We start from the raw sequence: 23,169 nt of genomic DNA, 5'->3' as shown, positions 1-23,169 counted from the left end.
ATCCACGGTTTCCACAGGCCCTACTACTACTCCCACTCAGAGTTAGCTGGGAATTCGCTTCGAAGAGGGCCCTGTGCACAACTCGAGCCCGGACCGCCGGTGCCGATCGCAGTGACTTGACCCCGAGCCGCACCGACCGTCGGCGCCGTGCGTCAGACTGGTCCTCGGCATCAAGCCGACGACGAAGGCCAGCAGGGCGAGCCAGCAACAGCAGGAGGCGGTTCGGGTGAAGATCCGGGTGGAGCGCGATGTACTCGCGGAGGCGGTGGCCTGGGTGGCCCGTAGCCTCCCGGCCCGCCCGCCGGCGCCCGTTCTTGCGGGCCTTCTCCTGAAGGCGGAGGACGGCGCGGTCAGCTTCTCGAGCTTCGACTACGAGGTCTCGGCGCGCGTCTCGGTGGAGGCCGAGGTGGACGAGGACGGCACCGTCCTGGTCTCCGGCCGCCTTCTTGCCGACATCTGCCGCGCCCTCCCCAACCGCCCGGTGGAGATTTCCACAGACGGTGTACGGGCGACCGTGGTCTGCGGCTCCTCGCGATTCACACTCCACACCCTGCCTGTGGAGGAGTACCCGGCTCTGCCGCAGATGCCGACCGCGACCGGTACCGTGCCCGGTGAGGTGTTCGCCTCCGCCGCGGCCCAGGTCGCCATTGCCGCCGGCCGCGACGACACCCTCCCCGTCCTGACCGGTGTGCGGATCGAGATCGAGGGCGACACCGTCACCCTGGCGTCCACCGACCGCTACCGCTTCGCTGTCCGCGAGTTCCTGTGGAAGCCCGAGAGCCCGGACGCCTCAGCTGTCGCTCTGGTCCCCGCCAAGACGCTTCTGGACACTGCCAAGGCGCTGACCAGCGGGGACACGGTCACCCTGGCACTGTCCGGCTCCGGTGCCGGTGAGGGTCTGATCGGTTTCGAGGGGGCCGGCCGCCGGACCACCACCCGGCTGCTCGAGGGCGACCTGCCCAAGTACCGCACCCTGTTCCCGACCGAGTTCAACTCGGTGGCCGTCATCGAGACCGCGCCGTTCGTCGAGGCCGTCAAGCGTGTGGCCCTCGTCGCCGAGCGGAACACCCCGGTGCGGCTGACCTTCGAGCAGGGCGTGCTGATCCTCGAGGCCGGTTCCAGCGACGACGCACAGGCTGTGGAGCGGGTCGACGCGCAGTTGGAGGGCGACGACATCTCGATCGCCTTCAACCCGACGTTCCTGCTGGACGGTCTGAGCGCGATCGACTCGCCCGTCGCCCAGCTGTCGTTCACCACCTCGACCAAGCCGGCGCTGCTGAGCGGCAAGCCGGCCGTGGACGCGGAGGCGGACGAGGCGTACAAGTACCTGATCATGCCGGTGCGTCTGAGCGGCTGATCAGCGGCTTTTGAGCGCACGACCCCACAGGTGTGCACCCGTGTCCGGGCGTAGGCTCGGACGCGGGTAGGTACTGCACACAACGATTGAGGAATCATCTGATGGAGCTCGGTCTCGTCGGTCTGGGCAAGATGGGCGGCAACATGCGCGAGCGCATCCGCCGCGCCGGCCACACCGTCATCGGGTACGACCGCAACCCGGACCTCGCCGATGTCCACAGCCTTGAGGAGCTTGTGGGCAAGCTCAAGGGCCCGCGGGTCGTCTGGGTCATGGTCCCGGCGGGTGCCGCGACGCAGTCCACGATCGACGAGCTGGCAGAGCTGCTCTCCCCGGGCGACGTGGTCGTCGACGGCGGCAACTCCCGCTGGACCGACGACGAGAAGCACGCCGTCGAGCTGGGCCTCAAGGACATCGGCTTCGTCGACTGCGGCGTCTCCGGCGGTGTGTGGGGCCTGGAGAACGGCTATGCACTGATGTACGGCGGCGACGCGGAGAACGTCGCCAAGGTCCAGCCGATCTTCGACGCCCTCAAGCCGGAGGGCGAGTTCGGCTCCGTCCACGCCGGCAAGGTGGGCGCCGGGCACTTCGCGAAGATGGTCCACAACGGCATCGAGTACGCGATGATGCAGGCCTACGCCGAGGGCTGGGAGCTCCTGGAGAAGGTCGACTCGGTCACCGATGTGCGCGAGGTCTTCCGTTCCTGGCAGGAGGGCACGGTCATCCGTTCCTGGCTGCTCGACCTCGCCGTCAACGCGCTGGACGAGGACGAGCACCTGGAGCAGCTGCGCGGTTATGCAGAGGACTCCGGCGAGGGCCGGTGGACGGTGGAAGCCGCCATCGACAACGCCGTACCGCTGCCCGCGATCACGGCGTCGTTGTTCGCCCGTTTCGCGTCCCGCCAGGACGACTCCCCGCAGATGAAGATGATCGCGGCGCTGCGCAACCAGTTCGGCGGTCACGCGGTGGAGAGCAAGAAGTAGTCCACAGGCTGTGCACCATGGTGCACGGTCATGCCGGGGGAAGGTCGGCGCACACCATGCACGTCACGCATCTGTCGCTGGCCGACTTCCGCTCGTACGCCCGGGTCGAGGTCCCTCTCGAACCGGGCGTCACCGCTTTCGTGGGGCCCAACGGTCAGGGCAAGACCAATCTCGTCGAGGCAGTGGGCTACCTCGCCACCCTGGCCAGCCACCGGGTGTCCTCTGACGCGCCACTGGTGCGGATGGGCGCCGACCGGGCCGTGATCCGGGCGGCCGTCACCCAGGGGGAGCGCTCGCAGCTGGTCGAGCTCGAGCTGAACCCCGGCAAGGCGAACCGTGCGCGGATCAACAGGTCCTCGCAGGTCAGGCCGCGTGATGTGCTGGGGATAGTGCGCACGGTGCTCTTTGCCCCGGAGGACCTCGCCCTGGTGAAGGGCGACCCCGGCGAACGCCGGCGCTTCCTCGACGAACTCGTGACGGCGCGTTCGCCGCGGATGTCAGGTGTGCGCTCGGACTACGAGCGGGTCCTCAGACAGCGCAACACGCTGCTCAAGTCGGCCGCGATGGCCCGGCGCCACGGCGGGCCCGGCATGGACCTGTCGACCCTCGACGTATGGGACCAGCATCTGGCGCGGGCGGGTGCCGAGATGACGGCCCAACGGCTGGATCTGATCGCCACCCTGCAGCCGCTGGCCGACAAGGCGTACGAGGCACTCGCGCCGGGAGGCGGACCGGTTCTGCTGGAGTACCGTTCCTCCGCCGGTCCGGTGGGCGAGGGGAACAGCCGCGAGGCGCTGTACGAGCAGCTGACGGCAGCGCTGGCCGAGGTGCGCAAGCAGGAGATCGAGCGGGGAGTGACGCTGGTCGGCCCGCACCGGGACGAGCTGGTCCTGAAGCTGGGGCAGCTGCCCGCCAAGGGGTACGCGAGCCACGGCGAATCATGGTCGTACGCGCTGGCGCTGCGGCTGGCCTCCTACGACCTGCTGCGGGCCGAGGGGAACGAACCCGTACTCGTCCTCGACGACGTCTTCGCCGAGCTCGACGCCCGGCGCAGGGAACGCCTGGCCGAGCTGGTGGCGCCCGGTGAGCAGGTGCTGGTCACCGCGGCCGTCGAGGGCGACGTGCCCGGAGTGCTGGCGGGTGCACGGTACGAGGTCTTCGGCGGATCGGTGGAGCGCGTATGACCGGCGACGGGGCGGAGCGGCCGGCCGAGCCGGAGCGGCCGGGGGTACCCGAGGCGTCGGGCGTGGACCTGGCGCGGGTGGCGTTGCGCGCCGCGAAGGAGCAGGCCAAGGCCCGCGGCGCGGCGGCACAGCAGAAGAAGCAGGCCCGACGTGGGGGTGGGCTGCGCTCCGGGGCGAGGGCGGACGGACGTGATCCGCTGCCGCTGGGAGCGGCGATCAACCGGCTGATCACCGAGCGGGGCTGGGAGACACCTGCCGCCGTGGGCGGAGTGATGGGGCGCTGGCCGCAGATCGTGGGCGAGGATCTGGCCAACCACTGCGTTCCGCTGCGCTACGACGAGGCCCCGGACGAGCGGGTGCTCACCGTGCAGTGCGACTCGACGGCGTGGGCGACGCAGCTGCGTCTGCTGGCTCCCCGGCTGGTGGCCCGGCTCAACGAGGACCTGGGCCACGGAACCGTCCGTGCGATCAAGGTGCTGGGCCCGGGAGGCCCGCAGCGCAGGTTCGGGCCTCTTCGGGCACCGGGCAGCACCGGTCCGGGCGACACCTACGGCTGAGCGCCGACCGCCTTCAGCTCTGCCCTGCGGGTGAGGTGTCCCTCACGGTAGCGAGAGGTTGACAGGCCGAAGCGCTCAAAGCCGGTGTGAGCCTCTTGGAGCCCCTTCCCGGATATGGGGAGTCGGGCGGTGATGGTTCAGGGCGCCACAGGCGGACTCAGCTACCGGCAAACCCCCATGAGTGTCAGCGGTACCGGTAGACTGGTCGGCAGTCCCGCTTCTGTCGCGGGACACCTCGATTAGATGCCGAACGACGCAGCCGCTCCCGCCAGCCCGGAGAACGGCTTGTGCTGTGCCAGAAAGGGCGCTTCGTGGCCGATTCCGGCAACCCCAACGAGAACACCCCGTCCACTGCTGCCGGTGGGAACGGCGAGGTCACCGCCTCGTACGACGCCAGCGCGATCACCGTCCTCGAGGGTCTGGACGCGGTCCGCAAGCGCCCCGGCATGTACATCGGCTCGACCGGTGAGCGTGGACTCCACCACCTCGTCCAAGAGGTCGTCGACAACTCCGTCGACGAGGCCATGGCCGGCCACGCCGACACGATCGACGTCACGATCCTGGCCGACGGCGGCGTGCGCGTCGTCGACAACGGCCGTGGCATCCCGGTGGGCATCCACCCCGTCGAGAAGAAGCCGGCCGTCGAGGTCGTGCTCACCGTGCTGCACGCGGGCGGCAAGTTCGGCGGCGGCGGCTATGCCGTCTCCGGCGGTCTGCACGGCGTCGGTGTCTCCGTGGTGAACGCGCTGTCCTACAAGCTCGCCGTCGAGATCAGGACAGACGGCTACCGCTGGACGCAGGAGTACAAGTCGGGCGTCCCCACCGCGCCGCTGGAGCGCCACGAGGCCACCACCGAGACCGGCACCACGGTCACGTTCTGGGCGGACGGCGACGTCTTCGAGACCACGGACTACTCCTTCGAGACGCTCTCGCGCCGCTTCCAGGAGATGGCGTTCCTCAACAAGGGCCTGACCCTGACGCTGACCGACGAGCGCGAATCGGCCAAGGCCACCGCCGGCGCGGAGACGGGCGTGGAGCCGGAGGACATCGAGGAGCCGGCCCGTACGGTCAAGTACCACTACGAGGGCGGCATCGTCGACTTCGTGAAGTACCTGAACTCCCGCAAGGGCGAGCTGATCCACCCCACGGTCATCGACATCGAGGCCGAAGACAGGGAGCGGATGCTCTCCGTCGAGATCGCGATGCAGTGGAACTCGCAGTACACCGAGGGTGTGTACTCCTTCGCGAACACCATCCACACGCATGAGGGCGGTACGCACGAAGAGGGCTTCCGCTCCGCTCTGACGGGACTGGTGAACCGGTACGCGCGGGACAAGAAGCTGCTGCGGGAGAAGGACGACAACCTCTCCGGCGAGGACATCCGCGAGGGTCTGACCGCGATCATCTCGATCAAGCTGGGTGAGCCGCAGTTCGAGGGGCAGACGAAGACCAAGCTGGGCAACACGGAGGCGAAGACCTTCGTGCAGAAGGTCGTTCACGAGACCCTCACCGACTGGTTCGACCGCAATCCGAACGAGGCCGCGGACATCATCCGCAAGGGCATCCAGGCGCAGACGGCACGCGTCGCCGCCCGCAAGGCGAGGGACCTCACCCGCCGCAAGGGGCTGCTGGAGTCGGCGTCGCTGCCGGGCAAGCTGAGCGACTGCCAGTCCAACGACCCGACGAAGTGCGAGATCTTCATCGTCGAGGGTGACTCCGCGGGCGGCTCGGCCAAGTCCGGCCGCAACCCGATGTACCAGGCGATCCTGCCGATCCGCGGCAAGATCCTGAACGTCGAGAAGGCGCGGATCGACAAGATCCTCCAGAACACCGAGGTGCAGGCGCTGATTTCGGCCTTCGGCACCGGTGTCCACGAGGACTTCGACATCGAGAAGCTCCGCTATCACAAGATCATCCTGATGGCGGACGCCGATGTCGACGGCCAGCACATCAACACCCTGCTGCTGACGTTCCTGTTCCGCTTCATGCGGCCGCTCGTCGAGGCGGGCCATGTCTTCCTCTCCCGCCCGCCGCTCTACAAGATCAAGTGGGGCCGGGACGACTTCGAGTACGCCTACTCGGACCGCGAGCGTGATGCCCTGGTCGAGTTGGGCAAGCGGTCCGGCAAGCGCATCAGGGAAGACTCCATCCAGCGCTTCAAGGGCCTCGGCGAGATGAACGCGGAGGAGCTGCGCGTCACCACGATGGACCAGGACCACCGGGTGCTCGGCCAGGTCACGCTCGACGACGCGGCGCAGGCCGACGACCTCTTCTCGGTGCTGATGGGCGAAGACGTGGAGGCGCGGCGCTCGTTCATCCAGCGCAACGCCAAGGACGTCCGCTTCCTCGACATCTGAGTCGGTCTCAGCTGACCGCACGAAAGGACTGAAGACCAGCAATGGCCGACGAGAACATCCCTGCCGCCGGCGGGGACACCCCCACTCCCGTGACCACCGAAGAAGAGGGCCTGAACCTGCGCATCGAGCCCGTCGGGCTCGAGACCGAGATGCAGCGCTCGTATCTCGACTACGCGATGTCCGTCATCGTCTCGCGTGCGCTGCCGGACGTACGGGACGGCCTCAAGCCCGTCCACCGCCGCGTGCTGTACGCGATGTACGACGGCGGCTACCGGCCCGAGAAGGGCTTCTACAAGTGCGCCCGCGTCGTCGGCGACGTCATGGGCACGTACCACCCGCACGGCGACTCGTCGATCTACGACGCTCTGGTCCGCCTCGCCCAGCCGTGGTCGATGCGGATGCCGCTGGTGGACTCCAACGGCAACTTCGGCTCTCCGGGCAACGACCCGGCCGCGGCCATGCGGTACACCGAGTGCAAGATGATGCCGCTGTCCATGGAGATGCTCCGGGACATCGACGAGGAGACCGTCGACTTCCAGGACAACTACGACGGCCGCAACCAGGAGCCGACGGTCCTGCCGGCCCGCTTCCCGAACCTGCTGATCAACGGCAGCGCGGGAATCGCGGTCGGCATGGCCACCAACATCCCGCCGCACAACCTGCGCGAGGTCGCGGCCGGTGCCCAGTGGGCGCTGGAGCACCCGGACGCCCCGCACGAGGAACTGCTCGAGGCGCTCATCGAGCGGATCAAGGGCCCCGACTTCCCGACCGGTGCGCTGGTGGTGGGCCGCAAGGGCATCGAGGAGGCGTACCGCACCGGTCGCGGCTCCATCACGATGCGCGCGGTGGTCGAGGTCGAGGAGATCCAGAACCGCCAGTGCCTGGTGGTCACGGAACTGCCGTACCAGACGAACCCCGACAACCTCGCCCAGAAGATTGCCGACCTGGTCAAGGACGGCAAGGTCGGCGGCATCGCCGACGTCCGTGACGAGACGAGCTCGCGCACCGGTCAGCGTCTGGTGATCGTGCTGAAGCGCGACGCCGTCGCCAAGGTCGTGCTGAACAACCTGTACAAGCACACCGACCTGCAGACGAACTTCGGCGCCAACATGCTGGCGCTCGTCGACGGCGTGCCGCGGACACTGTCGCTGGACGCGTTCATCCGCCACTGGGTGACGCACCAGGTCGAGGTCATCGTCCGCCGTACCAAGTTCCGCCTGCGCAAGGCGGAGGAGCGGGCGCACATCCTGCGCGGCCTGCTCAAGGCGCTGGACGCGATCGACGAGGTCATCGCGCTGATCCGGCGCAGCGACACGGTCGAGACGGCGCGGGAAGGCCTGATGGGCCTCCTTGAGATCGACGAGATCCAGGCCAACGCCATCCTCGAGATGCAGCTGCGCCGGCTGGCCGCCCTGGAGCGCCAGAAGATCGTGCAGGAGCACGACGAACTGCAGTCGAAGATCAACGAGTACAACGCGATCCTCGCCTCGCCGGAGAAGCAGCGCGGCATCGTCAGCGAGGAACTGTCCGCGATGGTCGAGAAGTACGGTGACGACCGCCGCTCCAAGCTGGTGCCCTTCGACGGCGACATGTCCATCGAGGACCTGATCGCCGAAGAGGACATCGTCGTCACGATCACCCGTGGCGGCTATGTGAAGCGCACCAAGACCGACGACTACCGCTCGCAGAAGCGCGGCGGCAAGGGCGTGCGCGGCACGAAGCTGAAGGAAGACGACATCGTCGACCACTTCTTCGTCTCCACGACCCACCACTGGCTGCTCTTCTTCACGAACAAGGGCCGGGTCTACCGGGCCAAGGCGTACGAGCTGCCGGACGCCGGCCGTGACGCCCGTGGCCAGCACGTCGCCAACCTGCTGGCCTTCCAGCCGGACGAGCAGATCGCGGAGATCCTCGCGATCCGCGACTACGAGGCCGCGCCGTACCTGGTGCTCGCCACCAAGGCCGGCCTGGTGAAGAAGACGTCCCTCAAGGACTACGACTCCCCGCGCTCCGGCGGCGTCATCGCGATCAACCTCCGTGAGACGGAGAGCGGTGACGACGACGAACTGATCGGTGCTGAGCTGGTGTCGGCGGAGGACGATCTGCTGCTCATCAGCAAGAAGGCACAGTCAATCCGCTTCACCGCCACCGACGAGGCGCTGCGACCGATGGGACGTGCGACTTCCGGTGTGAAGGGGATGAGTTTCCGAGAGGGTGACGAACTGCTCTCGATGAATGTCGTCAGGCCCGGTACGTTCGTGTTCACTGCCACCGACGGCGGGTACGCGAAGAGGACCGCTGTCGACGAGTACCGCGTCCAGGGTCGCGGCGGCCTGGGTATCAAGGCCGCCAAGATCGTGGAAGACCGTGGGTCGCTCGTGGGGGCGCTGGTTGTCGAGGAGTCCGACGAGATCCTTGCCATCACCCTCGGGGGCGGTGTGATTCGTACGCGAGTCAACGAAGTCAGGGAGACGGGCCGTGACACCATGGGCGTCCAACTGATCAACCTGGGCAAGCGCGATGCCGTCGTCGGCATCGCTCGCAACGCCGAGGCCGGTCGCGAGGCCGAAGAGGTCGAAGGGACCGAGGAGGCCGGCGCTGAGACGGCCGAGGCGGCAGCCGAGGGCACACAGTCCTCGGCCGGGGAGCACGAGGAGTAGATCGTGAGTGGAGCCACGGGCGCCGGATCGACCGGATCCGGAGAGAACGGTGCCCGTGGCCCTGCCGCGGACTCCCAGGGGGCCACAGTGACGGACACCCGGGGGCAGCAGCCCCCGTACCAGATGTTTGGCGGCGAGCAGCCTGCCCCGCAGCAGGTCGGCCAGCCGTACCACCCACCGCAGGCGTACGCGGCGCCAGGCGGGTCACAGGGCGGACAGCAGCGGGCGGGCCAGGATTCGGGCGCGGCGGTGCGCCGGCCCCGCACAGGGGCGCGTACGACGCCGCGTACGCGCAAGGCACGGCTTCGGGTGGCCAAGGCCGACCCGTGGTCGGTGATGAAGGTCAGCTTCCTGCTCTCCATCGCGCTGGGTATCTGCACCGTGGTGGCCGCCGCGGTGCTCTGGATGGTCATGGACGCGATGGGCGTCTTCTCGACCGTCGGCGGAACGATCAGCGAGGCCACCGGCTCGAACGAGAGCAACGGCTTCGATCTCCAGTCATTCCTTTCGCTGCCGCGCGTGCTCATCTTCACCTCGGTCATCGCGGTGATCGACGTGGTGCTGGCCACAGCACTGGCGACGCTCGGAGCCTTCATCTACAACCTCTCCGCCGGTTTCGTGGGCGGAGTCGAGCTCACGCTCGCCGAGGACGAGTAGCGCGGCGGAGCACTCCACGGAATCCGATTTTGGCGCTGCACCGCGTGTGCGCTAATCTTCAGAGGTCAGCGCGCAGCGCGGAGGGGCTATAGCTCAGTTGGTTAGAGCGCATCCCTGATAAGGATGAGGCCACAGGTTCAAATCCTGTTAGCCCCACAGTGACGACAGGCCCGGCAGGAGAATCTCCCGCCGGGCCTGTTGCTTTGCCGGCCACCGGAGTTGGGGCGGGGCATGGGGCGGCTGCGCATCGGCATAGGTCACCGATCGGTATCGGTCGGTGTGTATAGTCGGGCGCCAGAAGTCCTCATACGTCAAGGAAAGACGAGGTCGCGCGGTGAAGAAGCTCCTCCTGGTCGCACTGGCCGCCATCGGCGGGCTCCTCGTGTACCGCCAGATCCAGGCGGATCGCGCCGAGCAGGATCTGTGGACGGAGGCGACCGACTCCGTGCCCGCAGGTTCGGGTGTGTGAGACGCAGCGTTTCTTGGACATGGGCCCCGGTCGCGGAAGCGGCCGGGGCTCTGTGCTGTCCCGGACAGGAAAGCGGTTCACCTGAGCGAACCTTTCGGTTGCTAGTGCAAATCCGTGGATTTCGGGTGCACGCCTGAAGTCGGCGCCGCACCGCGGGGGACAAGGGGGATGATTCGCCCGCGCGCGCAGACAGCGGAGGGGCGGTCGGGGCAGGATGGCACCGGCCCGTCCGGCTACCCGGCGGACTCATCGACCACAAGGAGAAGCGCGTGAAGAGGCAGCGCGGCAGGGGCCGGGGGGCGCTGGCCGGGATTGCGGCGATGTGCGCGGTGACCGCGCTGCCGGGGCAGTCGTGGGCGGTGGGCGAACCCAGCCCGTACGTCTTCGACAGTGAGGCGAAGCCGGTCAAGGGCACCGAGGCCAACATCAACGGCCCCGAGCTGACGGCCGGATCGACGTACAAGGACTCGATCAAGCCGGGTGAGAAGCGCTATTACCGCATCGACCTGGACGACAAGTCCAACGCCTATGTCTCGGCGGTGGCCGTTCCCGAGCCGGGCACCAAGGTCGATTACATGGACAAGCTCGAGGTGAGCATCGAGGACGGCTCCGGAACGGCGTGCAGCGACGGCACCGCCGAGTTCGGTTCCGCGTCCTATGCGCGGCCGGTGGCCGACCTCGCGAGCCGTAGGATCGAGAAGGACGGCAACAGCTGCCAGGAAGCAGGTGCGTACTACGTGCTCCTGGAGAGGTCCGGTGACGGGGCGGCCGGCCCCGAGCCCTGGGACGTGGAACTCCGTTTCGTCTCCGAGCCGGGCCTGAAGGCCGCGGCACCCACACAGGCGCCGGAGAACTGGCCCTCCGCCTCACCGGCGGCACCGGCCGACGGACCGCAGAAGCGTCACGGCGGCACCAGCTTCCACGACTCCACGGGCCTCAGCCAGGGCGAATGGCAGGACTCGATCAAGCCCGGAGAGACCCTGTTCTACCGGGTGCCGGTCGACTGGGGGCAGCAGCTCTTCGCCGGTGCCGACCTCGCCAACAGTCCGGCCGCCGACGACGCCCAGAGCGTCAGCAACGCCCTGGTGCTCGCTCTGTACAACCCGGCGAGGGGCTTTGTCGGCGACGACTCGAGCATGTACTACGACGGCAAGCAGAAGACGGTCTCGCTGGACCCGCTGCCACCGGTGGCGTACGAGAACCGCTATGCCTCCGACGACTCGGCCGCCGCCATGAGATTCGCCGGCTGGTACTACCTCTCGGTCACGCTCAGCCCGGAGATCGCGGAGTCGTTCGGCAAGAACCCGGTCCCGCTGACGCTGCGGGTGAACCTCAAGGGTGAGCCGGAGGCGGCGCCCGCCTACGCGGGGCCGGCCGACGAGTTCCGGGTCGACGAGGACGATTACGAGGCGGCGGAGAGCGGCAAGAGCGCCGAGGCCGCGGCGCAGAGCGACACGATGATGCTCGTTGCCGCCGGAGGCATCGGCACGGGGACCGTTCTGGTGCTCGGACTCGGCGCCTGGACGCTGCTGGCCCGGCGCCGTACGCCACAGGAAACGGAACCGGCGGCCGTCTTGCTGCCGGGCCAGGCCGGGCCGCAGGGACCCGTACAGGCCGCTGCTCCGGGATACGGCCAGGCGCCCGGCCAGAGCCACGGGTACGGGCAGTACGGGCCGCCGCCGGGGCAGTAACCGCCTGCCGGCGGGCGCGGCGAGGGATCAGACCTGGGTCAGAGCCCAGATCCCCACGGCGAAGCACAGCACAGCGACGAGCAGCACCGGGACCGCGACCTTCGAGGGCGGTCCCGGCCGCTTTCGAGCGCCCGGGTGTGGAACCTGAGGGCCCTGAGCGGTGTAAGCACTGGTAGAAGGCCCGCCGTACGACGGCGGCGTCTGCTGGGTCTGCTGGATCTGCTGGGGGGAGACGGCATGCGAGGCGACAGGAGCGGCCGCGGGCGCCGAGGGGTGGACCTGCGGCGGGCTCGGAGTGGAGTCGGCCGGGACCGGCATCGGGGACGGAGGCTGCGGCTGGGCCGTGTGCGGTGGCCGGGCGGGCGGCTGCTGAGGTGGCGGGGCGAGATGGAAGCTACCCGTCTCCGACGGGAAGGAGGGCTGCTGCGGTGCCTGGGCAGAAGCCTGGTGGGACGCCGATTCCGGGCCGTTCGGGCCGAAGCCGGCGGGAAGCGGGCCGATTTGGTCGAAGATCTCGACGGCCTCCTCGCCCGGCGCCGGTTCGGGAAGCATCTCCACGGCGGCCGTGAGAGCCTTGCGCGCCCCTGTGGCGCTGCGGAACCGCGCCTGCGGGTCGGGCTGCAGCAGCCCCGCGAGCACCTGCCAGAGCGGCTCCGGGATTCCCTGGGGGGCGCTCGGCGTGCCGTACTGGGCGAAGTGCTCGACCAGGGCTTGGGAGTCCGGCTTTCTGCCCTGGAGCAGATAGAGGCCGACCAGACCCACCGCGAAGAGATCGGCGGTGAAGTCCGGCTCCGCACCGAGCATCTGCTCCGGTGCGAAGTAACCGGGCGTGCCGATCACGTAGTTGGTCTCGGTCAGCCGGGGCTCGCCCTTGCGCATGGAGATTCCGAAGTCGGAGACCCGCAGGTGCGGTCTCCCCTTCCCCGTCGCCTCCATCAGGATGTTGGCCGGTTTGATGTCGCGGTGCACGACCCCCTCCGCGTGCACCGCGGCAAGTCCGGACAGCAGCTGATCCAGCAAGGTGCACACGAACCGCGCCGGCAGCGGCCCGTAATCACCGATGACATGGCCCAGGGAGCCGCCGCTCACCAGGTCCATGGTGAACAGCACCTTGTCGTCGTCCGCGGCCCAGCTGGCCGGGGCGAGGACATGAGGATGGTCGATCCGCAGCGCCTGCTCACGCACGAAGCGGAGCAGGGTGTGTGCATCGCTCTGCTGCAGAACCTTCGCCGCCACATACCGGCGACGACGGTGGTCCCAGGCGCGCCATACCGCGCCGACCCCACCTCGTCCGATCGGGTCGATCAGCTCGTACCGACCAGCGAAGACCTCACCCATTGTGCTGCGCCAGCTCCCCGGTTCCTTGTTGTGGCGACTGTCCGCCCGTTCAGCTCTGGTGCGACTCGAAGTGGGAGACCGCGTCAGCAGTGCGCCCTGCGCCGTACACCCGGAGGAACTCTGCCAGCTCCGGATGGGTCGGGGCGAGGGAGTCCGCCGCATCGATGATGTCTCCGGCAGCCGCGACCGAACGCAGCAGGGACTGGATCTCGCGCACCACGCGGCGGACCGTCGGCGCCCCCGAGCCGCCGGTCGACTGGTTGGTGCTGGTGAGGACGGAGCCACCCTGCGACTTCTTGATCTCGTCCATCCGGGCAGTCGCCTCCACGGCGCTCACACTGCCGTCGGCCACCTGACCGGCCAACTCCTGCAGCGCCTGCACGCGTTGGACCACCGCAGGGTTTCCGATCTTGGCGCGCTGTCCGCTCATCAGCTGCGACAGCATGGGAGCGGAGAGCCCGAGGACGCCCGCGAGCCGGGCCTGATTGAGCCCCAGGTCATCGATGAGACGACGGAAGAGAGCGCCGAGCGGCTCCCCGTACCAGCTGCGCTGCAGTTCCCTGGCTCTTGCTGTCGTTTCCTGCTGCGCTGCGTCCATGTGCGTCTCCCCATCGCTTCCCCAAGCGGCTTCGCTGTCGCGAACCTAGTGGTGCATCCTACGGAGCGTGGTCGGTGACGGGGAGTCCCAGCCGGCACCCCAATCTTTTTGCAGGATCATGGGGGTGACCCGGTACTCTGTTCCACGGCGGTTGCCGGGGCGTCGTTCTCCTCGGGCGTTCCGCTGTTCCGGGGCCTTAGCTCAGTTGGTAGAGCGCTGTCTTTGCATGGCAGATGTCAGGGGTTCGACTCCCCTAGGCTCCACATCAGGAGAGGTCCCTCGCCCGCAGAAGCCGGGCGGGGGACCTTTTCGTGTTCATATGACCGGCCCCTGGCCCTCCTAGCGGCGTCCACCGGATCTGTCGAATCGGCCGCCGCTGCTTCCGTTCCCCTCGGCATTGCGCCATGGAGGGGTTTCAGGTTCTTGTCGAGGCGGCGGGCCGGCACTGTCATGGCTCGTAGAGGCAACCCGGCCAGAACCGTTTCGCATGTGCTGACCTGCGCGGTCGTGGAGGCACGCCGAGAACGGAGAAGCCCTGGAGGGGCGCCGGTGGGCGCGCAAGTCGGGGCTGCGGGACGGCCGGCTGGACCATCTGGGTGGTGTTCATCAGAAGAACTGCGCAGTGGCGGCGTCGCTCCCCCACTTCTCGAGATGCGTACAGATCATGAGGAAGGTATGTAAAGCGCTCAACCCGAAAGTGAGGGGTCATGGCCGCCTTCAAGGTCAGGAATCTGTGGACCGCGTTCATCACCGCGTTCTTTGCTCTGCTTGCCTCGGTGGGGCTCACCACCGGCACCGCTGCCGCCTCGGCCCAGCCGGCCGCGCAGTCGGCGGACGAGCCGGTCGACACCACCCGCCCGAAGGCGCGGCGCGCGACCGTGCCGGCCCAGAGCAGGCGAACGGCCACACGGCCGACGCCGCCAACGGCACGAGACCGGTCGCTGCCGCCGACGATGAAGCAGCGCATCGGCGCCGAGGCCCACGGCTCGTCGCCCTCCGTGCGACACCTGCCGGCTCTCGACCCGAGCGGCGCCGCGCCGGCCAGGACCCTTGCAGCCTCCCTGGGCGCGGGAGCTTCCGCCGGTGCGTCCTCAGGCTCCGCCGCCGCTCCTGCCACCGGCGCGTCCCCCGTGGATCCGGTGGCCACCGTTTCCGATGGTGGCTCGTCGGCCGGCACTGCGGCAGGCTCTACCGCGGACGCCCCGGTGAGCTCTTCCGCAGCCGCCCCGTCCGACTCCCGGACCCACGCTCCCGCTGAATCTCCGGCGACCCCCTCCGAGGCGCCCACGGCCACCTCCCCGGCCGTCCCCCCGGCCGCCGTCTCGGCAGGTTCGCCGGACGCGGTCTTGGCCGTCTCCCCGGCCGCCGTCTCGGCAGGTTCGCCGGACGCGGTCTTGGCCGTCTCCCCGGCCGCCGTCTCCGCAGGTTCGCCGGACGCCGCCCCCGACGGTTCCGTGGTGGTCGTTCCGGACGCCGCCCCCGACGGCTCTGTGGTCGTCGTTCCGGACGCCGCCCCCGACGGCCACGCCCCCGAAGGCTCGGCGGTCGTCGTTCCGGCCGACTTCCGGACCGCCGGTGTCGTGTCGCTGGACGCCCGCCCGGCGCAGGACGCCCGCCTCGAGCAGGAACTCCGCGCCGAGCAGGAGATCCGGGCCGCGCTCACCGCGCTCGTCGCAGCATGAGGCGCCGGGAGCTTTCTCCACTCCCGGCGCCCGAAGTCCGAAGGACGACGGACCGTCAGCGACGGTCGTCGCGATCCCCGGTTTCTGCCTCGTCCTGCTTCGCTTGCCCCTCACGGTCCAGCCCGGTCTGTGAACTGCCGTCGACCGACGTCAGCGGGGCACGGTCGGAAACTTCCGTCGCGGCGGGTGGTTCCACCAGCCAGTCGGGATTGGCCTGCTTGTCCCACCACTTCCATGCGGCGAAAGCTCCGCCGGCCAGTGCGCCCAGGACCGCGAGGCCCTTGGCGAGGCGTCCGGCCCGTGACCGTCGCTCGTGCTTCCTCACAAGCTTCCGGATCTCCTTGGCCGTCACCTGACCGCGTAGCCCGGCCAGAGCGGCAGCAGAACGGGCCGCAGCCTGCTCACGAACGGGCTGAGCAGCGGCCATCGCGTGCTCGACGCGAGGGACTGTGTAGTCGGCCGCCTGACGGGCGGCCCTCCTGGCCTGCACCGCGGCGCGGCGCGCGGCCACATCGACTTTCGGCGGCACGTGCGGTGCGACACGGCTTCCGTACTGAACACGGGCCGCAGTGACGGCTTGGGAAACCTTCGGCGCGAGCCGTACGCGGGCCTCGTGCGCATAATGCGCGGCCTGGTCCTTGGCCGTGCCGGCGTAAGGCGCCACCACGTCCGCGGCGTGCAGCACGCTGTCCTTCGCCGTACCGGTCGCGGCGCGCACGCTGTCCATGCGGGTCACGGGATCCTCCTCCTCGGTGGCGTACTGAGGGTGACCGGAGTTTGTCCCCGGTTGGGGCTCTGTTCCGCCTATCCACCCGGTTCGAAATCATGCCCGTTGAACGCCGCCCCGGCATGTGGGGCGGGCATCCGGGTCATGTCGGGAGCATGTGGACGACGATGCCACTGTTCGGCACAGAAGGCGCCGGGCCTACGACGACCCGCTGCATTTCTCCGTACGACGCTCCTTCCGTGCGAGGATCGTGAGCCGTCAGAGACGACTTACGGAAGGCACATCGTGGCCGAGCAGCTTTACGCCACCCTGAAGACCAACCAAGGCGACATCGAGATCCGGCTCCTGCCGAACCATGCGCCCAAGACGGTCAAGAACTTCGTCGAACTCGCACAGGGTGAGCGCGAGTGGACCCACCCGGGGACCGGCAAGAAGTCCACGGACAGGCTCTACGACGGCACGGTCTTCCACCGCGTGATCAGCGGCTTCATGATCCAGGGCGGCGACCCCCTGGGCAACGGTACGGGCGGCCCGGGCTACGAGTTCGGGGACGAGTTCCACCCGGAGCTGGCCTTCGACAAGCCGTACCTGCTGGCCATGGCCAACGCCGGCCCGGGTACCAATGGTTCGCAGTTCTTCATCACCGTGTCGCCGACCGCCTGGCTGACGCGCAAGCACACCATTTTCGGTGAGGTCAGCAGCGAGGCGGGCAAGAAGGTCGTCGACGCGATCGTGAGCACCAAGACCAACCCGCGCACCGACCGTCCGCTCAATGACGTCGTGATCGAGTCGGTCGTCGTCGAGACGCGCTGAGCGCCTCGTCGTCGAGACGCTCTGCAGCACGTCGTCGCCGGGTTCCCAGGGGAACCTTTTCGCCCCGTCCGTCCGTAAGGATGGGCGGGGCGACGTCGCGAGCCCAGATTGATGAGGTGACCTCATGGACCAGGCGCCAGGCAGTCCACAGGAGCCGCAGGGCACCCACGGCCTGCCCAACTGCTACCGGCATCCGGGCCGTGGGACGGGGATCAGCTGTACCCGCTGCGAGCGCCCGATCTGCACGGACTGCATGGTCGACGCGTCAGTCGGTTTCCACTGCCCGGAGTGCGTCCGCACGGGGGCCGGTACGGGACACGCACCGGGCGCCAACAGGCCGCGCACCATCGCGGGCGGCGCCATTGCGGCGGACCCGCGGCTGGTGACCAAGGTCATTCTGGCGATCAACATCGTCATGTTCGGCCTGGCGCTCGGGCTGAGGGAAGAGTTCGTCCACCGGTTCACGATGATCGGCCTGGCCTACGACCCACGCCTGACGGAAGTCGTCGGGGTGGCGGACGGCGAGTGGTACCGCCTGGCCACGGCGATGTTCCTGCATGAGGAGATCTGGCACATCTTCTTCAACATGCTGCTGCTGTGGTGGCTGGGCGGCCCGTTGGAGGAGGCGCTGGGTCGGGTCCGCTATCTGGCGCTCTACCTGATCTCCGGGCTGGCCGGCAGCGCTCTGACCTATCTGCTCGAAGTGCCGCCACAGGGCTCCCTCGGGGCCTCCGGTGCGATCTACGGTCTGCTCGGCGCCACCGTGGTGCTGATGCGCCGGCTCAACCACGACCTGCGGCCCATCGCCGTGCTCATCGGGATCAACCTGGTCATCACGTTCTTCTGGCAGGGCATCGCCTGGCAGGCGCACATCGGCGGCCTGGTCGCAGGGGCCGTGATGGCCTACGGCCTCGTCCACGCCCCGCAGGGCAAGCGGCGCACCGCCGTGCAGTTCGCCACCTGCGCGCTCGTGCTGCTTGCCGCCGTCGGCGCGGTCGTCATCAGGACCGCCTCCATCACCTGACCGTGAGGCGACGACGGAGGAGCTTTCCCCAGAGTTGTCCACAGCGTGTGGCGGATCTTGTGCATCCCGTGGGGAACAAGCGTGCCCCTCGCCGCTGACCTGGGATTTTCCAGGAGCGGCAAGGGGCGGATCGCTTCACCGGCATGGGTGACGCAGTCACATCGGCGTCAACGGCCCGAGAGTTATCCACAGATCGTCTGACCTTTTCCCCGGCCTGTGGAAAACGGTGTGGACAACCCGCGGCCGGAGCTTCAGGGAGCCGACGGCGCGGCAGTCACTTCCACTGGGTGGAGACGCCGAAGCCCGCGGCGATGAAACCGAAGCCGGCGACGATGTTCCAGTTGCCGAAGCTCTTGATCGGCAGGTCGCCCTCGGTCACATAGAAGAGGACGATCCAGGCGAGTCCGATCAGGAACAGCGCGAGCATCACCGGCGCGACCCAGCTGCGGTTGGTCAGCTTTATGGTCGCCGCCTTCGCGGCCGGCGGCGGCGTGAAGTCGGCCTTCTTGCGGATACGTGACTTCGGCACGAGGGACTCTCCTGTCGATGCGCTGCGTGACCGCGCAGGGAACTGTGGCTGGCGCCGGGGATGGAGCCAGGGGGGCCACTGCTGCCCCCGGGCGTCCGTTAGCGTAGTGCTTCCGCGGTGCCGAAGGAGATAAGGGTACGTTGAGCAATTCTGCCGACTCCCCACAAGGCCCTGTTCGCCGATTCGTCCGGCGACCGGTCCGGCTGCTGACGGCTGCCGTTTTCGCCCTCGCGGGACTGATCTTCGTGACCAGCTTCAACACCGCCAAGGGTACCGATCTGCGCACGGACGACTCCCTACTGAAGCTGGCCGACCTGATCAAGCAGCGCAGCGACAAGAACGGCGAGCTGGAGGAGTCCACCTCGGCCGTGCGCAGCGACGTGGACGCCCTGGCGCAGCGCGACGACGGTTCCACGCAGGCCGAGGACGCGAAGCTGAAGGCGCTGCAGAGGTCCGCCGGGACCGACCCGCTCAAGGGCAGTGCCCTGACGGTGACGCTCAACGACGCCCCGCCGGACGCCCGGGCCGCGCCCGGCTACCCCGAGCCGCAGGCCAACGACCTGGTCATCCACCAGCAGGACCTCCAGGCCGTCGTCAACGCGCTGTGGCAGGGCGGCGCCGAGGGCATCCGGGTCATGGACCAGCGGCTGATCTCCACCAGCGCCGTACGGTGCGTGGGCAACACGCTCATCCTTCAGGGCCGTGTCTACTCACCGCCCTACAAGGTCACCGCTGTCGGTGACCAGGAGAAGCTCAAGAAGGCCCTCGCCGAATCCCCCGCGATCCAGAACTACCAGCTGTACGTCGAGGCGTACGGGCTCGGGTGGCAGGTCGACGAGAACGAGACGGTGACTCTTCCGGGCTACTCGGGCACAGTGGATCTGCACTACGCGAAGCCTGTCCTGTAAGGCCTGTGGCGCTTGGGGGAGCCGGTGAAGATGTCGCCGCGTGCGCTGCTGAGGACCTTCAGCGAACTGTGCATCACCATCGGCACACTGATCGTGCTGTTCGTCGTCCATCTGCTTTTCTGGACCGGGATCAGGGCGCAGAGCGCCACCGACCGCGAGATCGACCGGCTGGAGGCCGGCTGGGCGGCAGAGCCGCTGGAGCCGCCGGCGCCCTCTCGCGGTGGAGGCCCTCCGCCGGCGGCGCCGGTGGAATACGAGCCGGGTCAGCCGTTCGCGGTCATGTACATCCCTCGATTCGGCGAGGCCTGGGACTGGCCCGTCCTCCAGGGCACCGGGACCGACACGCTCAAGAAGGGCCTGGGGCACTACGCCTCCACCGCCGTCCTCGGTGCCAAGGGCAACTTCGCGGTCGCCGGGCACCGCCGCACCCACGGGGATCCCTTCAAGGACTTCCCGAAGCTGCGCCCCGGTGACGAAGTGGTGCTCACGGACGGGACGACATGGTTCACCTACCGCATCGCGAGCAAGCCGTACCGGACCGTCCCGAGCGATGTCGGCGTCATCGAGCCGATGCCCCGGCCGCTGAAGGACGAGGCAGCCGCTTTCGACGAGCCGGGGCGCTATCTGACGCTCACCACATGCGAGCCGGAGTGGGGCAGCAGCCACCGGCTTGTCGTCTGGGCGTACCTCGACGCGACGCAGTCTGTGACCGACGGCAAACCGCCGGGTCTGCACAGCTGACCCACGCGCCCGTGCGGCCCTTTAGTCTGGTGCCGTACCGAACGGAAAGGGACGGCATGTACGGCTGGATCTGGCGGCATCTGCCTGGCAACGTGTGGGTGCGGGCGGCCCTCTCGCTCCTGCTCGTCCTTGCGGTCGTCTACGTGCTGTTCCAGTACGTCTTCCCGTGGGCGGAGCCATTGCTCCCCTTCGGTGACGTGACGGTCGACGGAGAGGGAGGTGCGGCTCGATGAGCGCACGCATTCTCGTCGTCGACAACTACGACAGCTTCGTCTTCAACCTCGTCCAGTACCTGTACCAGCTCGGTGCGCAGTGCGAGGTCGTGCGCAACGACGAAGTCGCCCTGGAGCACGCTCAGGACGGCTTCGACGGCGTGCTGCTTTCCCCCGGCCCCGGCGCTCCCGAGGAGGCCGGTGTCTGCATCGACATGGTGCGGCACTGCGCCGCCACCGGCGTACCCGTGTTCGGCGTCTGCCTGGGCATGCAGTCGATGACCGTGGCCTACGGCGGCGTCGTGGACCGGGCGCCGGAACTGCTGCACGGCAAGACCTCGCCGGTCATCCACGAAGGCACGGGCGTCTTCGCCGGCCTGCCGTCGCCCTTCACCGCGACCCGCTACCACTCGCTCGCGGCCGAGCCGGCGCGGTTCCCGCAGGAGCTGGAAGTTACGGCGCGCACGGCGGACGGCATCATCATGGGGCTGCGCCACCGTGAACTGCCGGTGGAGGGTGTGCAGTTCCATCCCGAGTCGGTTCTGACCGAGCACGGCCATCGGATGCTCGCCAACTGGCTGGAGCAGTGCGGCGACGCCGGGGCGGTCGGGCGTTCGGCAGGGCTCGCACCGGTGGTGGGCAAGGCTCTGGCGTGAGTGCCGTGCGCCCCGGGCACGAGCACGAGCACGAGTACGAACCCCGTTACGGGTTCGAGTCGGAGAGCCAGGGCGAGCCGCCGTACGACCCGTTGACGGATCCGGTCCCTCCCGGCGGGCACGGCTCGCCGTGGTTCCGGACGACGAACATTCCGGCGGCCGACGAGGCACAGCAGCAGTCGCCTCCGGCGACGTACGGACAGCAGCAGGAATGGTCGGGCGGGCAGTACCCCGTGCACCCCCCGGAGGAACACGGACGCGACTGGTACGCGAACGAGCAGGCGGCCGTGCCCGCAGAGGCCGCGCCGGAGCCGGAGCAGGTACGTGCCCCGGTGTCCGATCCGATCGTCGTGTCCGACGACGAGACGGTGGCCCTGCGGACCTCCGACACCCGCCGTGCCGCCCAGACACCCCCGGGCCCGGGCCGGGCGGAGCGGCGCCGCGCGGCCAAGGGGCGGGGCCGTAGGCGTGCTGCCGCGCGGCCCGTGGAGTCGTCGGAACCGGGGAGGCCGCTCAGCCGCGTAGAGGCCCGGCGTGCCGCGCGAGCGGCCAAGGACAGTCCGACGGTCATCGCCAGCCGTGCCATCGGTGAACTGTTCATCACCCTCGGCGTCCTGATGCTGCTGTTCGTCACGTACCAGTTGTGGTGGACGAACGTGCTCGCAGGCCAGCAGGCCGACAGGGCGGCCGACCAGATCCAGCAGGACTGGGCGAAGGGCCGCAAGCCCGACGCCTTCGAGCCCGGCCAGGGCTTCGCCATGATGTACATCCCCAAACTGGACGTCGTCGTGCCGATCGCCGAGGGCATCGACAAGCAGAGCGTGCTCGACCGGGGCATGGTCGGCCACTACGGCGAGGGACAGCTCAAGACGGCGATGCCCGAGGACAAGCAGGGCAACTTCGCGGTCGCGGGGCACCGCAACACCCATGGCGAACCGTTCCGGTACATCAACCGCCTCGAGCCGGGGGACCCTATCGTCGTCGAGACACGGGACACCTACTACACGTACGAGATGGCGAGCATCCTTCCGCAGACCCTGCCGTCGAACGTGAGCGTGATCAGTCCCGTACCGGAGCAGTCCGGGTTCACAAAGCCCGGCCGGTACATCACTTTGACGACGTGCACCCCGGAATTCACGAGTACCTATCGAATGATCGTGTGGGGCAAGATGGTCGAGGAACGGCCGCGCAGCAAGGGCAAACCCGACGCACTCGTCGCCTGAGACGCCGAGACACTTCAAGGCCGAGACACTTCAAGACAGGGAAAAGGTGCAGTGGCACGTGCACGAGGCCGGATCACCGGCGCCATCAGTGTCTTCGGAGAGCTGCTGATCACCGCGGGCGTGGTGTTGGGGCTCTTCGTCGTCTACTCGCTGTGGTGGACCAACGTCCTTGCCGACCGTGAAGCCTCCAGGCAGGGCGACCGGATCCGCGAGGACTGGGCGGACGGCGGCCCCGAGAGCTCGGACAAGAAGGACCTGAACCTCCAGGACGGCATCGGCTTCCTCCACGTACCCGCGATGGGCGACGGTGAGGTCCTGGTGAAGAAGGGCACCGACACCGCGGACCTCAACGACGGCATCGCCGGCTACTACACAGAACCGATCAAGGCGGCCCTCCCCTGGGACGACAAGGGCAACTTCACGCTGGCCGCCCACCGGGACGGGCACGGAGCCAAGTTCCACAACATCCACAAGATCGAGAACGGCGATCCGATCGTCTTCGAGACCAAGGACACCTGGTACGTCTACAAGGTCTACCAGACGCTGCCGAAGACCTCGAAGTACAACGTGGACGTCCTGCAGCCGGTCCCCGAGGAATCCGGCAGGACCAAGCCCGGCCGCTACATCACGCTGACCACCTGCACGCCGATCTACACGTCCGACTACCGGTACATCGTGTGGGGCGAGTTGGAGCGCACGGAGAAGGTCGACGCCTCGCGCACCCCGCCGGCGGAGCTCCGCTAGTGTCCTGCGCCGGAGATCCGTCGGCAGAAGCGGGCGAGGGATTCGAGGATTTCTTCGGCGGT

21 protein-coding genes, 2 tRNA genes and 1 pseudogene are annotated in these 23,169 nt (G+C 68.5%); 20 read left to right on the top strand and 4 right to left on the bottom strand.

All coding sequences use genetic code 11. From position 1 onward, the window contains the following. Window positions 1–226: 226 nt before the first annotated feature. From dnaN to IE198_RS15915, 10 genes are all read left to right on the top strand, one after another. A complete protein-coding gene (dnaN, locus tag IE198_RS15960) occupies window positions 227–1,357 on the top strand; it encodes a DNA polymerase III subunit beta (RefSeq protein ID WP_189887000.1) in 1,131 nt (376 codons plus the stop codon). Window positions 1,358–1,458: 101 nt separating this feature from the next. Beyond that, the gene (gene gnd / locus IE198_RS15955) at window positions 1,459–2,337 is read left to right on the top strand and encodes a phosphogluconate dehydrogenase (NAD(+)-dependent, decarboxylating) (RefSeq protein ID WP_189886998.1); all 879 of its coding nucleotides are present in this window, start codon (window positions 1,459–1,461) and stop codon (window positions 2,335–2,337) included. Between the two features lie 56 nt (window positions 2,338–2,393). After that, window positions 2,394–3,521, top strand: a complete 1,128-nt coding sequence (gene recF, locus IE198_RS15950) for a DNA replication/repair protein RecF (RefSeq protein WP_189886996.1) — start codon at window positions 2,394–2,396, stop codon at window positions 3,519–3,521. Continuing rightward, a complete protein-coding gene (locus IE198_RS15945) occupies window positions 3,518–4,078 on the top strand; it encodes a DciA family protein (RefSeq protein WP_189886994.1) in 561 nt (186 codons plus the stop codon). The genes recF and IE198_RS15945 overlap by 4 nt, the downstream gene beginning before the upstream one ends. Before the next feature lie 287 nt (window positions 4,079–4,365). Then, window positions 4,366–6,435 (top strand): DNA topoisomerase (ATP-hydrolyzing) subunit B, encoded by a 2,070-nt coding sequence (gene gyrB / locus IE198_RS15940; RefSeq protein ID WP_308426813.1) that lies wholly within the window; start codon window positions 4,366–4,368, stop codon window positions 6,433–6,435. 41 nt (window positions 6,436–6,476) lie between these two features. Further along, the gene (gene gyrA / locus IE198_RS15935; protein WP_189886990.1) at window positions 6,477–9,095 is read left to right on the top strand and encodes a DNA gyrase subunit A; all 2,619 of its coding nucleotides are present in this window, start codon (window positions 6,477–6,479) and stop codon (window positions 9,093–9,095) included. 87 nt (window positions 9,096–9,182) lie between these two features. After that, window positions 9,183–9,752, top strand: a complete 570-nt coding sequence (locus IE198_RS15930; protein WP_189887272.1) for a DUF3566 domain-containing protein — start codon at window positions 9,183–9,185, stop codon at window positions 9,750–9,752. Window positions 9,753–9,834: 82 nt separating this feature from the next. Then, window positions 9,835–9,908, top strand: a tRNA-Ile gene (locus tag IE198_RS15925). A gap of 178 nt (window positions 9,909–10,086) precedes the next feature. Continuing rightward, window positions 10,087–10,221, top strand: coding sequence for a DLW-39 family protein (locus tag IE198_RS35225; RefSeq protein WP_003958712.1), 135 nt, complete (start codon window positions 10,087–10,089; stop codon window positions 10,219–10,221). A gap of 269 nt (window positions 10,222–10,490) precedes the next feature. Next, the gene (locus IE198_RS15915) at window positions 10,491–11,912 is read left to right on the top strand and encodes a hypothetical protein (RefSeq protein WP_189886988.1); all 1,422 of its coding nucleotides are present in this window, start codon (window positions 10,491–10,493) and stop codon (window positions 11,910–11,912) included. A 27-nt stretch (window positions 11,913–11,939) separates the two neighbouring features. Here IE198_RS15915 and IE198_RS15910 read toward each other — a convergent pair whose 3' ends face one another. Continuing rightward, window positions 11,940–13,250 carry a serine/threonine-protein kinase gene (locus IE198_RS15910; protein ID WP_189886986.1) on the bottom strand — a complete coding sequence of 437 codons (1,311 nt, stop codon included), beginning with the start codon at window positions 13,248–13,250 and terminating at the stop codon, window positions 11,940–11,942. 49 nt (window positions 13,251–13,299) lie between these two features. Further along, window positions 13,300–13,848, bottom strand: a complete 549-nt coding sequence (locus IE198_RS15905) for a helix-turn-helix domain-containing protein (RefSeq protein WP_189886984.1) — start codon at window positions 13,846–13,848, stop codon at window positions 13,300–13,302. Between the two features lie 190 nt (window positions 13,849–14,038). On the opposite strand from IE198_RS15905, the gene IE198_RS15900 reads away from it, so the two are divergent. Continuing rightward, window positions 14,039–14,111: transfer RNA gene (locus tag IE198_RS15900), tRNA-Ala, on the top strand. Window positions 14,112–14,555: 444 nt separating this feature from the next. Next, a pseudogene (locus IE198_RS15895) lies at window positions 14,556–14,960 on the top strand (DUF6344 domain-containing protein); the annotation flags it as partial. Window positions 14,961–15,585: 625 nt separating this feature from the next. On the opposite strand, the gene IE198_RS15890 reads toward IE198_RS15895, so the two are convergent. Then, complete coding sequence (locus IE198_RS15890) at window positions 15,586–16,266, bottom strand: DUF5324 family protein (protein WP_189886982.1); 681 nt, start codon at window positions 16,264–16,266, stop codon at window positions 15,586–15,588. 276 nt (window positions 16,267–16,542) lie between these two features. Between IE198_RS15890 and IE198_RS15885 the strand changes: the two genes are divergently transcribed. Together IE198_RS15885 and IE198_RS15880 are read left to right on the top strand one after the other, a co-directional pair. Continuing rightward, window positions 16,543–17,070, top strand: a complete 528-nt coding sequence (locus IE198_RS15885) for a peptidylprolyl isomerase (RefSeq protein ID WP_189886980.1) — start codon at window positions 16,543–16,545, stop codon at window positions 17,068–17,070. Between the two features lie 124 nt (window positions 17,071–17,194). Continuing rightward, the gene (locus tag IE198_RS15880) at window positions 17,195–18,094 is read left to right on the top strand and encodes a rhomboid family intramembrane serine protease (protein ID WP_189886978.1); all 900 of its coding nucleotides are present in this window, start codon (window positions 17,195–17,197) and stop codon (window positions 18,092–18,094) included. A 274-nt stretch (window positions 18,095–18,368) separates the two neighbouring features. Here the strand turns inward: IE198_RS15880 and crgA are convergent, their stop codons facing one another. After that, window positions 18,369–18,623, bottom strand: coding sequence for a cell division protein CrgA (gene crgA, locus IE198_RS15875; RefSeq protein ID WP_189886977.1), 255 nt, complete (start codon window positions 18,621–18,623; stop codon window positions 18,369–18,371). Between the two features lie 140 nt (window positions 18,624–18,763). On the opposite strand from crgA, the gene IE198_RS15870 reads away from it, so the two are divergent. The 6 genes from IE198_RS15870 to IE198_RS15845 are packed head-to-tail and all read left to right on the top strand — an operon-like array spanning window position 18,764 to window position 23,107. Beyond that, window positions 18,764–19,531, top strand: a complete 768-nt coding sequence (locus IE198_RS15870; protein WP_189886975.1) for a DUF881 domain-containing protein — start codon at window positions 18,764–18,766, stop codon at window positions 19,529–19,531. Window positions 19,532–19,561: 30 nt separating this feature from the next. Beyond that, a complete protein-coding gene (locus IE198_RS15865; RefSeq protein WP_189887270.1) occupies window positions 19,562–20,272 on the top strand; it encodes a class E sortase in 711 nt (236 codons plus the stop codon). 56 nt (window positions 20,273–20,328) lie between these two features. Then, window positions 20,329–20,505 carry a hypothetical protein gene (locus IE198_RS15860; RefSeq protein ID WP_189886973.1) on the top strand — a complete coding sequence of 59 codons (177 nt, stop codon included), beginning with the start codon at window positions 20,329–20,331 and terminating at the stop codon, window positions 20,503–20,505. Further along, window positions 20,502–21,140, top strand: a complete 639-nt coding sequence (locus IE198_RS15855) for an aminodeoxychorismate/anthranilate synthase component II (protein WP_189886971.1) — start codon at window positions 20,502–20,504, stop codon at window positions 21,138–21,140. The genes IE198_RS15860 and IE198_RS15855 overlap by 4 nt, the downstream gene beginning before the upstream one ends. Further along, a complete protein-coding gene (locus IE198_RS15850) occupies window positions 21,137–22,363 on the top strand; it encodes a class E sortase (RefSeq protein WP_373299877.1) in 1,227 nt (408 codons plus the stop codon). The genes IE198_RS15855 and IE198_RS15850 overlap by 4 nt, the downstream gene beginning before the upstream one ends. A 51-nt stretch (window positions 22,364–22,414) precedes the next feature. After that, window positions 22,415–23,107: a class E sortase gene (locus IE198_RS15845; RefSeq protein WP_189886969.1), complete on the top strand. Its 693-nt coding sequence runs from the start codon at window positions 22,415–22,417 to the stop codon at window positions 23,105–23,107. The last annotated feature ends 62 nt before the right edge of the window (window positions 23,108–23,169 follow it).

Source organism: Streptomyces xantholiticus (assembly GCF_014651015.1).
GTDB classification, from domain to species: domain Bacteria; phylum Actinomycetota; class Actinomycetes; order Streptomycetales; family Streptomycetaceae; genus Streptomyces; species Streptomyces xantholiticus.
Note: the sequence above shows the minus strand (reverse complement) of the source record. Positions and strands in the feature narration are given on the sequence as shown.

What these genes read in the sequence shown, in the direction of transcription:
- IE198_RS15910 (WP_189886986.1), bottom strand. Translation starts at nt 13,250, where the DNA reads ATGGGTGAGGTCTTCGCTGGTCGGTACGAGCTGATCGACCCGATCGGA.
- IE198_RS15855 (WP_189886971.1), top strand. Translation starts at nt 20,502, where the DNA reads ATGAGCGCACGCATTCTCGTCGTCGACAACTACGACAGCTTCGTCTTC.
- IE198_RS15860 (WP_189886973.1), top strand. Translation starts at nt 20,329, where the DNA reads ATGTACGGCTGGATCTGGCGGCATCTGCCTGGCAACGTGTGGGTGCGG.
- recF (WP_189886996.1), top strand. Translation starts at nt 2,394, where the DNA reads ATGCACGTCACGCATCTGTCGCTGGCCGACTTCCGCTCGTACGCCCGG.
- gnd (WP_189886998.1), top strand. Translation starts at nt 1,459, where the DNA reads ATGGAGCTCGGTCTCGTCGGTCTGGGCAAGATGGGCGGCAACATGCGC.
- gyrA (WP_189886990.1), top strand. Translation starts at nt 6,477, where the DNA reads ATGGCCGACGAGAACATCCCTGCCGCCGGCGGGGACACCCCCACTCCC.
- IE198_RS15945 (WP_189886994.1), top strand. Translation starts at nt 3,518, where the DNA reads ATGACCGGCGACGGGGCGGAGCGGCCGGCCGAGCCGGAGCGGCCGGGG.
- IE198_RS15865 (WP_189887270.1), top strand. Translation starts at nt 19,562, where the DNA reads ATGTCGCCGCGTGCGCTGCTGAGGACCTTCAGCGAACTGTGCATCACC.
- IE198_RS15880 (WP_189886978.1), top strand. Translation starts at nt 17,195, where the DNA reads ATGGACCAGGCGCCAGGCAGTCCACAGGAGCCGCAGGGCACCCACGGC.
- IE198_RS15905 (WP_189886984.1), bottom strand. Translation starts at nt 13,848, where the DNA reads ATGGACGCAGCGCAGCAGGAAACGACAGCAAGAGCCAGGGAACTGCAG.